The 14,617-nt window shown below is 34.3% G+C and carries 15 protein-coding genes; 4 read left to right on the plus strand and 11 right to left on the minus strand.

Features of this window, described 5'->3' with window-relative positions; genetic code table 11:
• Positions 1–66 precede the first annotated feature (66 nt).
• The 4 genes from ACHZAX_RS12460 to ACHZAX_RS12475 form a co-directional block, all read right to left on the minus strand.
• Complete coding sequence (locus ACHZAX_RS12460; RefSeq protein WP_101308322.1) at positions 67–252, minus strand: type II toxin-antitoxin system antitoxin; 186 nt, start codon at positions 250–252, stop codon at positions 67–69.
• A 10-nt stretch (positions 253–262) separates the two neighbouring features.
• Positions 263–1,117, minus strand: coding sequence for an SPFH domain-containing protein (locus ACHZAX_RS12465; RefSeq protein WP_320019342.1), 855 nt, complete (start codon positions 1,115–1,117; stop codon positions 263–265).
• A 104-nt stretch (positions 1,118–1,221) separates the two neighbouring features.
• A complete protein-coding gene (locus ACHZAX_RS12470; RefSeq protein ID WP_101308324.1) occupies positions 1,222–1,461 on the minus strand; it encodes a hypothetical protein in 240 nt (79 codons plus the stop codon).
• A 121-nt stretch (positions 1,462–1,582) separates the two neighbouring features.
• The gene (locus ACHZAX_RS12475; protein WP_394698268.1) at positions 1,583–2,170 is read right to left on the minus strand and encodes an RNA polymerase sigma factor; all 588 of its coding nucleotides are present in this window, start codon (positions 2,168–2,170) and stop codon (positions 1,583–1,585) included.
• Positions 2,171–2,371: 201 nt separating this feature from the next.
• Between ACHZAX_RS12475 and uvrA the strand changes: the two genes are divergently transcribed.
• Positions 2,372–5,176, plus strand: a complete 2,805-nt coding sequence (gene uvrA, locus ACHZAX_RS12480; protein WP_320019344.1) for an excinuclease ABC subunit UvrA — start codon at positions 2,372–2,374, stop codon at positions 5,174–5,176.
• A 16-nt stretch (positions 5,177–5,192) separates the two neighbouring features.
• On the opposite strand, the gene ACHZAX_RS12485 is transcribed toward uvrA, so the two are convergent.
• Both ACHZAX_RS12485 and ACHZAX_RS12490 read right to left on the minus strand, forming a co-directional pair.
• Complete coding sequence (locus tag ACHZAX_RS12485) at positions 5,193–5,624, minus strand: hypothetical protein (protein WP_320019345.1); 432 nt, start codon at positions 5,622–5,624, stop codon at positions 5,193–5,195.
• 41 nt (positions 5,625–5,665) lie between these two features.
• Entirely contained in the window at positions 5,666–6,526 is an 861-nt protein-coding gene (locus ACHZAX_RS12490; RefSeq protein WP_320019346.1) for a hypothetical protein, read from the minus strand.
• 400 nt (positions 6,527–6,926) lie between these two features.
• Here ACHZAX_RS12490 and ACHZAX_RS12495 point away from each other — a divergent pair, with 400 nt between their 5' ends.
• The gene (locus ACHZAX_RS12495) at positions 6,927–7,448 is read left to right on the plus strand and encodes a hypothetical protein (protein ID WP_320019347.1); all 522 of its coding nucleotides are present in this window, start codon (positions 6,927–6,929) and stop codon (positions 7,446–7,448) included.
• A gap of 37 nt (positions 7,449–7,485) precedes the next feature.
• Here the strand turns inward: ACHZAX_RS12495 and ACHZAX_RS12500 are convergent, their stop codons facing one another.
• The 4 genes from ACHZAX_RS12500 to ACHZAX_RS12515 form a co-directional block, all read right to left on the minus strand.
• The gene (locus ACHZAX_RS12500) at positions 7,486–8,490 is read right to left on the minus strand and encodes a dihydroorotate dehydrogenase-like protein (protein ID WP_101308330.1); all 1,005 of its coding nucleotides are present in this window, start codon (positions 8,488–8,490) and stop codon (positions 7,486–7,488) included.
• A gap of 107 nt (positions 8,491–8,597) precedes the next feature.
• A complete protein-coding gene (locus ACHZAX_RS12505) occupies positions 8,598–9,263 on the minus strand; it encodes a YggS family pyridoxal phosphate-dependent enzyme (RefSeq protein ID WP_320019348.1) in 666 nt (221 codons plus the stop codon).
• A 72-nt stretch (positions 9,264–9,335) separates the two neighbouring features.
• Positions 9,336–10,028, minus strand: coding sequence for a response regulator transcription factor (locus ACHZAX_RS12510; protein WP_320019349.1), 693 nt, complete (start codon positions 10,026–10,028; stop codon positions 9,336–9,338).
• A gap of 9 nt (positions 10,029–10,037) precedes the next feature.
• Positions 10,038–11,282: a sensor histidine kinase gene (locus ACHZAX_RS12515; RefSeq protein ID WP_320019350.1), complete on the minus strand. Its 1,245-nt coding sequence runs from the start codon at positions 11,280–11,282 to the stop codon at positions 10,038–10,040.
• Between the two features lie 211 nt (positions 11,283–11,493).
• Between ACHZAX_RS12515 and ACHZAX_RS12520 the strand changes: the two genes are divergently transcribed.
• Complete coding sequence (locus ACHZAX_RS12520; RefSeq protein WP_101308334.1) at positions 11,494–11,850, plus strand: hypothetical protein; 357 nt, start codon at positions 11,494–11,496, stop codon at positions 11,848–11,850.
• A 116-nt stretch (positions 11,851–11,966) separates the two neighbouring features.
• A complete protein-coding gene (locus ACHZAX_RS12525) occupies positions 11,967–12,545 on the plus strand; it encodes a tetratricopeptide repeat protein (protein ID WP_101308335.1) in 579 nt (192 codons plus the stop codon).
• Here the strand turns inward: ACHZAX_RS12525 and ACHZAX_RS12530 are convergent.
• Positions 12,534–14,552, minus strand: coding sequence for a monovalent cation:proton antiporter family protein (locus ACHZAX_RS12530; protein ID WP_320019351.1), 2,019 nt, complete (start codon positions 14,550–14,552; stop codon positions 12,534–12,536). The genes ACHZAX_RS12525 and ACHZAX_RS12530 overlap by 12 nt on opposite strands.
• Between the last annotated feature and the right edge of the window lie 65 nt (positions 14,553–14,617).

Consider the following 14,617-nt stretch of genomic DNA (forward strand, 5'->3'; position numbering starts at 1 on the left):
GATGTTTCGACTTCGCTCAACATGACATTTTCGAGTGAAACTTTACTTTTTGGACACCCTCTTTTTTTATTCTTCTAATTTGTTGGCATCTTCGGAGCCATTATCTTTTTTTCGTCCTGCTTCATTCAAGGCTTTATTCAAAATCCATTCAATTTGTCCATTCGTACTACGAAATTCATCAACAGCCCACCTTTCCAACTTTTTGTACATCTCAGGATCAAGACGCAGAACAAATGATTTCTTTTTTGCCATAGTTAATTAATTATTGATACAAAGTTCCGGTATTTACAACAGGAGTTACATCTTTATCGGAACAAAGCACTACCATCAAATTACTAACCATTGTTGCTTTTTTATCCTCATCAAGATCAACAATGTTTTTTTGTACCAATTGCTCCAATGCCATATCAACCATACTAACAGCACCTTCAACAATTTTAAAACGCGCAGCAACCACCGCCGTTGCCTGCTGACGGCGCAACATTGCACCCGCAATTTCAGAGGCGTACGCAAGATAGTTAATTCTTGCTTCCATCACTTCAATTCCGGCAATTTCCAATCGTTCAGTCAACTCTCTTTCCAATAATTCACTTACATTATTCCCTCCCGAACGCAAGGTAATCTCAGCCTGTTCATCCTCAAAATTATCATACGGATACGAACCAGCCATATGTCGAATAGCAGCCTCAGACTGAATATTCACAAAATGTTCGAAGTTATCTACATCAAAAGCAGCTTTGTAGGTATCTCTTACCCTCCATACCAAGACAACCCCAATCATAATCGGATTTCCAATTTTGTCATTCACCTTTATAGGATCACTATCCAGATTCCGGGCTCTCAAACTCACTTTCTTTTTTACCATAAATGGATTTACCCAAAAGAATCCATTAGTCATTATGGTTCCTTTATATGCTCCAAACAGCACCAAAACTGAGGTTTCATTTGGATTAACGATTGTAAACCCCGAAATAAAAGCTATTACCAAAGGAATAAAAATAACGAAAAACGGATTCCTTACCATTACCAATCCTACTATGCCAATTCCCAGCATAGCCAGAACAATGAAAACCATTAAAAATCCTGACTTTCCAGAATAACTTTTTTCTTCTCTCATAATAATTTAGTTTGATATCATTTTGATATCAAATATACATCTTTATTTTAAAATTGGAAATTTTAGAACAAAAAAAACCGGAGTACAAATACTCCGGCTATTTCTTAGTTTAATGCTATTTCTGCAATATCTGGCAATTTCAGATTCACATTTTTTGTGGACTGACGAAATCCTAAAACACGATGAAGAAGATTTGATTGAGACTTCACTTTGAATCTGTCCAGATATTCAACGAGTTCAACAGATTCGAAAACATCAGAATTTGCAATCCGATCCATAAGTGAAATCATTTCTTGTCCTGTATTTTTACGGGCAAAATTTAAAAGAGTATAAACATCATTCATAGGCAAATAATTATTTCTATTTTCCTATTAACGATTAAAATTTCCTTTTAGTATCCGGAATCAAAAAAGACTGGAAAATGTACATCTTCCAATCAATTTATTTTTAGATAAAATATTCCTGCTAAAGAGTAAGACTCATATTTTTTTCTTCAATTGTTTTCCGCATATTGATTAAGGCATATCTCATACGCCCCAGAGCAGTATTGATACTAACATCAGTATGTTCGGCAATCTCTTTAAAACTTAAACCTTTATAATGCCGCAAAATAACAACTTCCCTCTGATCCTCAGGAAGTTCATCAACCAATTTACGAACATCATCATGAATCTGATTTTGAATAAGTTCATCTTCATAGTTTCCTTCACAATATTTGGAAGAATTGAAAATATCCAATTCATAATCATCTTTCGAGAACGTGTTATTCTGTTTCTCTTTTCTAAAATGATCTATAATTAAATTATGAGCTATTCGCAGCACCCAAGCCAAAAATTTCCCATTGTCTTGATATTTCCCCATACGGAGCGATCGGATTACCTTAATAAAGGTATCCTGAAATAAGTCCTCGGAAAGCTGATGATTTTTTACAATTAGATAGATATACGTATATACTCTGTCCCTATGTCGGGTTACAAGAGCGTCAATACTATCATGATTACCATCAATGAATTGCTTAACGAGATCATAATCGGTAGGATTAATTTTTCTCAATTTCACAGCTATTTAATAAAACAGTGTAGAAATTATTCTATAAGCAATGTCTCCTTTTTTATTGATGGTTAATAAATATCCCTAACAAGATGCAATAAACTAATTTTTAATGAGATTTGAAAATGTTTAGAAGTTAAATATCTTTGTAGATTCGATTTTAGTAAACTTATAAGAAACCTAATTCAGGGTCGAATAATAAATATGGCGGACAAGAATTCAGAAAAGTACATTTATATAAAAGGGGCAAAAGTTCATAATCTAAAGAACATCGACCTTAAGATTCCCAGAAATAAGTTTATTGTAATCACAGGACTTTCAGGATCAGGGAAATCATCATTGGCATTTGACACCCTTTACGCTGAAGGACAACGAAGGTATGTGGAAAGTTTATCTTCCTATGCAAGACAATTTTTAGGACGAATTGACAAACCTGAGGTTGATTTTATTAAAGGGATACCTCCTGCCATCGCAATTGAACAGAAGGTAAATACCCGGAATCCACGCTCAACAGTTGGCACATCAACAGAGATTTACGATTATCTTAAACTTCTTTTTGCAAGAATAGGGAAAACGTACTCGCCCATTTCAAATACCCTGGTTAAGAGGCACTCCATTACTGACGTTGTGAAGTATATCCTTAGTCAGGAAGAAGGTGTTCCGGTAATGATTTTAGCAGAAATGCTTAATGGCGACCGAAGTAAAAAAGAGCAACTGGAAGTTTTATCTCAACAAGGATTTTCAAGAGTAGAAAATAAAGGAGAAATCCATAAGATTTTTGACGCAATTGAGAATCCGGGTCTTCTTCAGGATGATGAGCCAATTCATATCGTAATTGATCGAATAAGAGTTTCTTCAGATGAAGATACTCAAAACAGAATAGCTGATTCCCTGCAAACTGCATTTTACGAAGGAAAAGGTGAATGCCTGCTTTCTATTAATGGAAGTGCAGATTACCAAGCTTTCTCGAATCGTTTCGAGGCCGATGGAATTGTATTTGAAGATCCAAATGTTCACACATTCAGCTTTAACAATCCACTTGGAGCATGTCCAACCTGCGAAGGCTTTGGAAAGGTAATTGGTATTGATGAAGATCTGGTGATCCCAAACAAAACACTAAGCATCTACGACGATGCTGTTGTTTGCTGGAAAGGTGAGAAAATGCAGGAATGGAAAAATAAATTAATCTATTCTGCCGATAAGTTTGATTTTCCTATACATCGCTCCTATTTTGAATTGAGCGAAGAAGAAAAACTTTTACTATGGACTGGAAATAAACACTTTAAAGGTTTAAATGATTTTTTTAAATATCTGGAAGCAAAACAATATAAGATTCAATACCGGGTTATGCTATCCCGATACAGAGGAAAAACAGTTTGTCCGGACTGTAGAGGAACCCGGTTGAAAAAAGAGGCCGGCTATGTAAAAGTAAATGATAAAAACATTCAGGACTTGGTGTTAATGCCATTGAATGAGCTCAACGTTTTTTTTCAGAATTTAAATTTGGATAAAACCGATGAGAAAATTGCCAGTCGCTTACTTGTAGATATTAGAAACCGCATTAATTTCCTATCTGATGTCGGATTGGGTTACCTAACCCTTAATCGATTATCCAGCAGTCTGTCCGGTGGAGAATCGCAGCGAATCAATTTAGCAACCTCATTAGGAAGCAGTCTTGTTGGTTCGCTTTACATTCTGGATGAACCAAGTATCGGACTTCATTCGCGGGACACCGAATTGCTCATAAAAGTTTTGAGGGAATTGCGCGATTTGGGAAATACGGTTATTGTTGTTGAGCACGATGAAGATATAATTTTGGCCGCTGATGAACTTATCGATATCGGGCCATACGCCGGCCGGCTTGGCGGAGAAGTCGTATTCCAAGGAAATATTGATCAGTTAAAAAAGTCATCGGAAAGTTTAACTTCTCAATACATTTCCGGAAAAATGATGATCCCTGTGCCCGCCACACGAAAAAAATGGAACAATTTCATTGAAATAATTGGTGCAAGGGAGAATAATCTAAAAGGCTTAAACATTAAATTCCCATTAAATATCATGTCAGTTATCACTGGTGTGAGTGGATCCGGAAAATCTTCTCTTGTGAAAACGATCCTGTATCCGGCCTTAAAGAAACATTACGGCGGGTACTCCGATAAAAGTGGTCATTTCGATGCTCTTAAAGGAGATCTTCATCTTATTAAAGACATCGAATTTGTCGATCAGAATCCAATTGGGAAATCATCCCGGTCGAATCCTGTTACCTACTTAAAAGCATATGACGAAATCCGAAAACTATTTGCCGATCAAAAAGCATCTAAATATAGTGGTTTTAAGCCTTCACATTTTTCCTTTAATATTGACGGAGGCAGATGTGATGAATGTCAGGGGGAAGGAATAATTAAGGTTGAAATGCAGTTTATGGCTGATATTTACCTGCAATGCGAAAGTTGTAAGGGAAAAAGATTCAAAGAAGATATTCTGCAAATTAGATACAATCAGAAAAACATTCATGACGTACTGGAAATGACTGTAAACGAATCGGTTGAATTCTTTTCTCAGGGTAAAAGCACAACAGAAAAGAAAATTGTTCAACGATTACAACCACTGGTTGATGTAGGATTAGGTTACGTGAAATTAGGTCAATCATCAAGCACCTTAAGTGGTGGTGAAAGCCAAAGAGTAAAACTAGCTTCCTTTTTGGCGAAAGAAAAAGCAGAACCTTGCCTGTTTGTTTTTGATGAACCAACAACTGGCTTGCATTTTCATGATATCAATAAATTAATGGATGCATTTAATGCCCTAATATCAAGAGGACATACGCTAATTATTATTGAACACAATATGGAAATAATTAAATGTGCCGATTGGTTAATTGATTTAGGTCCTGAAGGTGGAATTAATGGAGGGCAGATTGTTTTTGAGGGAGTTCCCGAAGATGCTGTTCATTGTTCAGCTTCCTATACAGGACGATATTTAAATGAAAAAATAGATAAAAAAGGTTCTTAAAGGAACCTTTTTTTACTTATAATTTCAAACCAAACAAAATAGAGACACAACCGCTTTTCTGTTCGGATTCAATATCTTCATTTTTGACAAAATCCAAAGATATGATTAGTGTTTTAGCCTCATCCAATTCAAAATCAAAGAAATCAGTGTAATTACTATCCTCGTTATCAAAAATCACATTCAGATCTGAATCGGTAATTTTAAAATGTATTGTTGGCATGTTATCTTCACAACCAACTACTACACGATATTTTTGTCCGCTAAAAAAGGCTTTATGCAATTCAACTTCCTCGTCTGGATTTAGTACTGCTCCGTTGTAATTACCATCATGAATATAATTTTCAAGTTTAGGTTTACAATGTTCTTTTGCAAAATCCCGGCATTGAGAAAATACAAGATTAACAGAAAAAAAGAATGCAAGTAAGGCTGACAATAAATAATACTTCATATTAAAAATGCTGTATGTGTAATTCTTAAATTATTTTCACACTAATGAACTAAATAATCCCTCATATCACCTATTTTCGCAACTAATTGTACAAATACCAATTCATCAACAGAATCAATAAAATCAGCCCCCTCTTTCATATCTGAAGTTTTAATACTCATTTCAAATAATTTCTCAAGCTGTAATACGTTCTGGTAAATGGGTTTAATAATTGGATCAGCCTGATTGTCCTGCAACACCGTTTTTATACTTTCAAGAGACAATTTCTGATCTAAAATTTGTTTGATTAACTCCTCATGTGATTTTTCATTGGGGTTAACACTTTGAGTTGCTATATACATGCACTCCACCCATCCTCCAATTAGCATCAAAGCAGACAGTGAATACCTGTCCTGCTCTCGTAATTGTTGATTCGATTCCATATAAATCTCCGATACAATATCAACAATCAATTCCTTATTTGTCACATTGCTTTCAAGCAAACGAACCTTGTCCTGTCCAACTGTTCTAAGAATCCCTAACGATTCTGCGAGACTTCTGGACACATTCATATACTCAATTGAGATCTGATATTGTTCATTCAAGCTTGCATAGCTTAAATCTGCACAATAAACCCCCAGCGCTATCGCCCTTGACGAGCTTGTTGAATATCCCGGTAAATTCTCCATGCTGTTCAGCAAATCTTCCCTAAAATGAACTCCTGATTTTTTAATTAATAATGAAATTTCAATTGGGCTGGGAAGTACAAAAAAAATTCTCTTCATCTTATCCGCATTTTCCTTCATCAACTGATACTCCAGCAATTCTTCCTCAGAAACCTGCTCTTTATTTTTTTTTGATGAAAACAAATTGCATGAATTGAACAGTAGTATAATTCCTAAACTCCAAATAATTTTTCTCATTGAACTCATTCTGAAGATTAACATCTATCTTTCAACGAACTTAAATTACAATTTTTCAAGAAAATAACATCTTTTTTTCAAGAATATTTCACAATACAAAATGAAATGGAAAAAGATCATTTTGCTGTTAAAATGAATGTTCTCCGCACAAAACTATCCATTCCTAATCATTAAACATAAAATTATTACTTAACTTCTTGCAATTAAAATCAGCATATACAGATATACAACTTTTGAGTTTTTGTAAAAAAAAAGCAACTCAAGACTATCCTTTCAATTATTAAGTTCCAATCAATTAGCCATAAATTAATGAAAATGCAATTAGTAAACAGAAGATATTGAGAGGGGGTAAAAACAAATAAAAATTACTAGTTTTGCATCGAATAAAAAGAACAATTTAATGAGCAATATTAGTAAAAAGGATTTACACAACTCCATAATCTTAGGACTTAGTTCTTTGGATAATAAAGTGGTACTTGATTCAATCAATCAATTACGTGAAGAAGGAAAACCAGAAGATATTACACCTCTGTTAGAACTGATGATTTCTAATTCCAGTAAGGAAATACAATCAGCAATCAATAATTTTCTTGCTGATCTAAAAAATCAGGATTCGGATAAAATTATTATAGAGGCAATCGGTGATGAAAAGTATCTGACAATTAGAAAAATTTTAATTTCAATTTGCTGGGAAACCAGTATTGATTTTTCAAAATACATATCAACTTTTGTTGATTTGTTAATTGTGTCGGATTTTGAAACTTCCTTTGAAGCATTTACAGTAATAGAAAATCTTACCGAAAAAATATCAGAAGAAAGTAAGCCTGTGGAGATGGCGAAACTTAAAGATGCCATTTCAGAAGCATCTCCCGAAAAAAAGGGAATTCTTCACGAAGCCATTCATATAATAGATCAACTATAAGAAAAGAGAAAGCCGCTTAAAAAGCGGCTTTTGTTTTTTATATTAAAACGTCCTTTTCATTATTTGAAAAGTATTTCATAAACTGCGCTCTTTCATACAAACCAGGATCTTGAATACTGCCATAATTAAGACTGCCGCGAAATTCATCAACAGTTTTAAATCCTTTTTTGGTCATCCAACTGGTTAAGTCTCCCAATATATTGGTAATTTGATCGAAACCATGCTCATATACAGTAGAACAAATCTGTACTGTTTTAGCACCTGCCAACAATTGCTTGATTGCAGCCTCGCCATTATGAATACCTGTTGAAGCTGCAATATCAATTCCTTTAATTTTATCAGACAACATACCAACCCAACGAAGAGATTTACGAATATCACTTGCTGAACTCAACACTTCGGCACTGGTAATTTTCATTTTCTCAATATCGATATCCGGCTCATAAAAACGATTAAACAGCACCAATGCATCTGCTCCGTCAGCATTTAAACGATTAGCAACTGAAAATAAATTGGTAAAGTATATTCCAATTTTCATTGATATTGGAATATTTACTTCCTTTTTAACGGCATTAAATATGTCGAAGTATAAATTTTCGTATTGCGCAGAACTCATGTTTCTGTCGTTTGGAACGATAAACACATTTAACTCAATAGCATCGGCTCCGGCTTTTTCAATTTCTTTAGCAAAAGAAGTCCAATCCGATGAAGAAACACAATTAATACTTGCAATTACAGGAATAGAAACAGCCTTCTTAGCTTCCTTAATAAGTGTCAAATAATTCGAAACGGAATTTCCTTTGATGTAGGTCTGAATATAATCTTCAGCTTCAGGATAACTTGTATTTGAAGGATCTTTACCAATCAAATTTTTAGCTTCGTTGCGAATTTGTTCTTCGAATAAAGACTTTAAAACAACAGCTCCTGCCCCTTTTTCTTCAATAATTTTAATTTTTCTTACAGAATTTGTAAGCCCGGAACTGCTGACAATTAAAGGATTCTTTAACTGCAATCCCATATAGGTGGTTTCAAGATTAATCATGCTATTTGATTTTTTAATATTTTTCAATCGATAACGAACAAATATAGTAAATTCAAAAGAGATATTTACATCCTTAGTACTGACTTAGCCTATAAAAAACCCAGAATTTAATATCTCGATCCGAATATTGTGCTTCCTACTCTAATTATTGTACTGCCCTCACTTATTGCCAGCATATAATCACCCGACATTCCCATTGAAATTTCTTTAAATTCAGGACTGTCAATAAAAAAATCTGATTTTAAACTTTCAAATATAGATTTAAGATTACCAAACTCATTTCTGATCCGGACTTCATTATTGGTGTATGTGGCCATTCCCATTACGCCGGCAATTTGAATCGCTTTTAATGATTTAAAATCCTCCGAAGTAAGCAATTCTTTTGCCTCATCGATAGTAAGACCAAATTTAGTTTCCTCCGAAGCGATATGAAATTGCAGCAAGCAACTGATAACTCTGTTATTCTTCTCTGCCTGCTTGTTAATTTCTTTCAGTAATTTAATACTGTCAACAGCATGAATAAGCTGCACGAACGGCGCTATATACTTCACCTTATTGGTTTGAAGATGACCAATAAAATGCCATTCTATATCCTTGGGAAGGTCGTTATATTTTTGTGCCAGCTCCTGTGGTTTATTTTCACCAAAAATCCGGTATCCTCCTTCGTAGGCTTCAATTATATCCTCTTTGGGTTTGGTTTTAGATACTGCTACTAATTTTACGTCAGCAGGAATTTTCGCTAGAATAGTGTCAATTATTTGAGGTATGCTCATGGCAAATTGCAGATTTTAAATTTCAGATTCAAAATTACAACTTTTATGGATTTTGATGTGTTGTTTGGGATTTTAATTATTTTCTGATAAAATAAAACCAACTCCATGCACATTTTCAATTTTTATGGTAGAATCCAATTTTAAGTGCTTCCTTAATTTAGTGATAAAGACATCCAGGCTGCGTCCCATAAAATAATCATTTTCGCCCCACACATTTACCAGTATATCTTCTCTTCGCAATACATTATTTTTATTCTGAAGCAAAAGATACAATACATCACCCTCTTTTTGAGTGATCCGAAAAATTTCTCCATTTAAAGTCAAAGTAAGATTTGCATGATCGTATAAAAATTTACCCACATTAAATATTTGTTCTTTTATTTCAGGTGCTGTATTTACACGCTTTAGCACAGCATTAATTCTTCGGACCAACTCATCCTCATCAAAAGGTTTCGTGATATAATCATCTCCTCCCAAATCAAAACCTTTTAACTTATCCTCCTTTAGCGATTTTGCAGTTAAAAAGATAATGGGAATCTCTTGATTAATTTCACGAATCTTTTTCCCCAAAGTAAAACCATCCATTTTTGGCATCATGCAATCCAATAAACAAAGGTCAAACTTAGAATTAGAGAAAGACTCGAATCCTTTCTCCCCATCTCGGGCTAAACATACCGAAAAGCCCTCCATTTTTAGAAATTCATTTAAAACAAGACCTAAATTAGGATCATCCTCAACTAGCAATATATTTTTAGAATTGGTCATAAAATAATTTTAGATTGATGGCAAAACAATAGTAAAGGTACTGCCGGAGTTTCTTTTGCTCAAAACATTTATTGAACCTTTATGAGAATCAATAATCATTTTTGAATAGGACAAGCCAATGCCAAAACCTTTCACATCATGCAGGTCGCCGGTTGGAGCTCTGTAATATCTATCGAATACATGCTTCTGTTCCTCTTTAGTCATTCCAATTCCTTTATCAGTTACCGCAATATAAAGATGTCCATTCGTATTTTTAGTCTCAACTTCTATTTCTGGTTTAGATTCGGAATACTTCACTGCATTATCCAAAAGATTTAACAATACATTCTGCAGCAAATCTTTATCACCACAAACCATATCATTTTCCGCATTCAGCTTGTACGCTATGGTTCCTTCCCGCTCTGCCAATTGCACGGAAATAAAATCGGAACACTCTTTTAACAAGGAGTGCAAATTTATTTGATCTGAATTTAACTGCAATTCTCCGCGTTCCATACAAGCCAGTTTTAACAACTGATCTACTTGACTTTTCAAGCGATTATTCTCTGAAAAAATCATGCTTGAATAATGAACTACTTGATCGGGATCGGCATAAACCTTATTTCGTTTTAACATTCCACTGGCCAGCGAAATTGTTGCCATCGGTGTCTTAAACTCGTGTGCTATATTATTAATCAGATCAGTAGTTCTACCCAAAATCTTTTTATCATTTATCAATGAAAAAACGGTTATCCCGAAAAATGTACAAAGAATTAAAATAAGAATTAATGAGCAAATAAACATACTCCCCATACTATCCATTAAATTTTTCTCTCTTTTTTGGAAATAGACATTTAATATTGCCTTATCGTGACTTAATGCTTTACGCAAACTATAGTAAAAACATTTACTTTTAGGCTGCTCGTCAGCAGTACTTAATACTTCAATGGTATATGGCGATTGAATCTGATAATTTTTAAATTGCTGATGAATAATTGAATCCAGGCGGCTCACCTCCATCTTTAAAAGCTCACTATCCGAAGCATTGTATTTCGATTTAGACATGCACTCCCGCATCTTCTCACAACTCTCCTGATCTTTTGTAAACTCATCGACAGACTCATGCAAAGCCAAGCCAACACGATGATTGAATTGCTCTTCGTTTAAGCTTCTGGCTCTGCTTATCCATCTAATTTGAATTAAAAGAAGAAGAAGCAGAATAATTATTGATATAACAATAAATATCTGGATTCTATAAACCTTAAATTTTCGCATTGTATTTTTAAACAACAAACTCATAGACTAATACTTCCTTAACATCTAGATCTTATGATCTTTTTCACGACTCAAAATTAGTGTAAATTTTAAGAGTTTTTGATGCTTTAACAATTCATTAACAAGAGATAAAAAGATCTTTTACGTTCTTGTAGTATTCAATTCAAAATTAAACTAAAACAGATTAATTAACATTTTAATAAAAAAAAACATGAAAAAGTTATTATTTGGACTCTTATTTGTATTTGCGATAAATGTAGTAAGTTTTGCTGCTCAACCGGTAATTTCAATCTTTGATAATCAAATTTCTTTGTCTCAGGATCAAGATCAAAAACAGGATCAGGAGAAGAAAAAAGTTGAAAAGAAAAAATGTGAAAAAGACTGTAAAAAAGCCTGCTGTACCAAAGACGCTAAAGCTGAAAAATGTGATAAGGCAAAAAAATGCACAAAGGAAGCTAAAGCAGAAAAATGTGAAAAAGACTGTAAAAAAGCTTGTTGTACTAAAGAAGCCAAGGCAGAAACTAAATGTCCTAAAGACTGCAAAAAAGAATGTTGTAAGAAATCATAAGGATATCTTCTATATCTGCAAACCCTTCAATAAAATTGGAGGGTTTTTTTATGCAGTTTGGTACAATTTATGTTCTTACTTAAGAGTTAATTCAATAGAACGTAAACTGTTTTACCATGAAAAATCTGCTGTTTTTATTTATTGGTGTTTTCGGTTTTTCCGGAGTATTTTCACAGAATGTAGAAAGATACATGGAATATCATGACAATGGAAGAACTCTGATATTGCAGGGGGAATATGAAAAAGCCATCCTTTACTTAGACACTGCCATTACTATTATGCCTTACTATTCCACCATTTTTCAAGATCGCGGATACGCAAAAATGCAGTTAAAAAAATACGACGAAGCAATTCTTGATTTTGACCATGTGCTGAGTAAAAAACCATATCTATCGGAAGTACGACTACAAAGAGGCATGGCACTTTACCACCTAAATCGTTTAAACGAATCTGAATCTGACTTAATAGAAGTCTTAAACAGTAATCCAAATAAAAGCCGTGAGGTAATTATTTATCTTGATAACATTCAAAGGGAAAGGGATATAACAGCACAACAAAATTATGATGCGATGTTGCAATCAATGCGGTTTCAAGTCGAAAATGAACGAATTTACCGGGCCCGCCATCGGGAAGAAGTTATCTGGAATACTGTCGTTCCTTTGGCATTCTGGACTACCGTATTTTTAACCTGGTAAATCCGGATCTGTCTTGATTGACTTTCTTTTGAATGAAATTGATTTTCCCATAAAACGAGCTTTATTATAACCAGGCAAGTCTGTGTCTTCCATTTTTAAACGAACCTTTTCCAGACTTTCTACAGATCCAACAACAGTTAACACATCACCCAACCGAAGTCGTGTATATCCGGTAGAAATTAAGGTGTTATTATTACGTTTGGTAGCCAAAATAATAACATCGGTAGGAATTTGTAAATCCCTTAAAGTGATGCCGTGCAATTCTTTATTTTGCATTTCAATGTCCACAGTATCCTGATCTTTTTCCATACCAAGCAACAATGAAGTGGCAATTGGTGATCGCACCAGATGATCCATTAAGCTTACCATTACTGTGGAGGGTTCAACAATCAGAGCTCCCAACTCGTGAAATTTACTTACATAACTCCTCTCATTTACCCTAACAACAATATCCCTTGTACCAAATTTTTCATAAGCTAATTCACAAAATTTAAGATTGTCTTCATCCTGATTCAAGAGCACTATCGCATCCGCATTATCCACTTCAAGTCTCTTTAATTCAACCATACTTAATTCTTTCACATGAGTCACATTAACACCATGATACTCTAAATTTGCTCTCTCCTCACTACGGGTTACTAATTTAACCTCCCAGCCATGTTCCTTTAATTGCCGTGCTAAAGCAAGCGATTGTCCTTCCAGACCAAAAATAATAGCTTTCTGAATTTTGTTTTCATGCAATAGTTCTTTCTTTTTATGACTCTCCCCAACCATTAATATAAACCATTTAAAAAGTGGCGGACCACATATCTCATTGAGTACAATAACTCCAATTAATATCGCTCCGAATTGAGGTCCCCAATCGGGATATTTCACTGCCACCACAGATACCAATCCAATAGCAACTCCGGCCTGAGTAACATACGGCATCCAAGAAATTCTGTTTACCCTGAAAGGATCACCTCCTAAAGTTCCTCCAATAAAAGCGCCAATAGCCATACTGATCAGCCTAATTGCAAAGAACAACAGTGCCACACCCCAGGTTTGAGCCAGGATATCCAAAGAAACTGATGCACCTGTAAGGGTATAAAAAATAATGTAAATAGTAGGAACAACCAATTCTATAATTTTAACAAACTCCCGGCGGTAACTTCCAAAATTAACAACAACAAAACTTCCAATAATACAAATTAACAAAGGTTCAATATACACCCTAAATCCAAGCAAATTTTGACTTTGTTCGCCTACCAAATGAGCAAAAAGATAGATACTATATCCTATTGCTACCAAAAAAACCGCTTTTTGCATTGTAGTAATTCCGCGAGCCAAAATCCAATTAATAGTTTGCCCCAGCAAAAAACCGATTAAAATTGAAAAACATAATTCTCCAATTAGAATAACAATTAACCAAATATCAAACGGAACTTTAGAAATTAAAGCACCTGCGATGGCAAAACATATCGTAAATAAAATGATTACCAAAACATCCTTTATCACCGTAACCCCAATAGCAGTTTGTGTGTAAGGTCCTTTCGCCCTCATCTCATTAATTACAGCAATTGCAGATGCTGGAGAGCGGGTAATAAAGATGGTTCCTACCAGCAAGGCAATGGCAAGCTTCACCTGCCAATCGAGTTGTGCCATAAATAACAATCTGGCAGATAAAAAGAATATCGCCAACACACTCAAACCAAAGGTGAAAAAAAGTTGACTGAAAGTCATCCATTTGATACTTTTCATCCTGCCTTTTAATTCCTTCAGGTAAAGTTCTGCCCCTGCGGCAAAAGCGATAAAAGCCAAACATATTTCGTTTATAAAATGCAATTGGGTAATGGCCTTTCGTGGAACAAAATTTAAAATAAAAGGTCCGCAAAGAATTCCAATGAAAAGAAGACCTGTTATAATGGGTAATTTAACTTTAGGAAAATACCTTGAGATTCTATTTGCAGCAATTGCAACTATCAGAAATCCCACAACTAAAATAAATATTTCAAGGTAATTATTCATTTAATTCGATTAAGGTTACTTGTATTTATCTTACTTATTCCAATTTTAAGATACAGAATTATATC

This window comes from Labilibaculum manganireducens (genome assembly GCF_963665805.2).
In the GTDB taxonomy this organism is placed as follows: domain Bacteria; phylum Bacteroidota; class Bacteroidia; order Bacteroidales; family Marinifilaceae; genus Labilibaculum; species Labilibaculum manganireducens.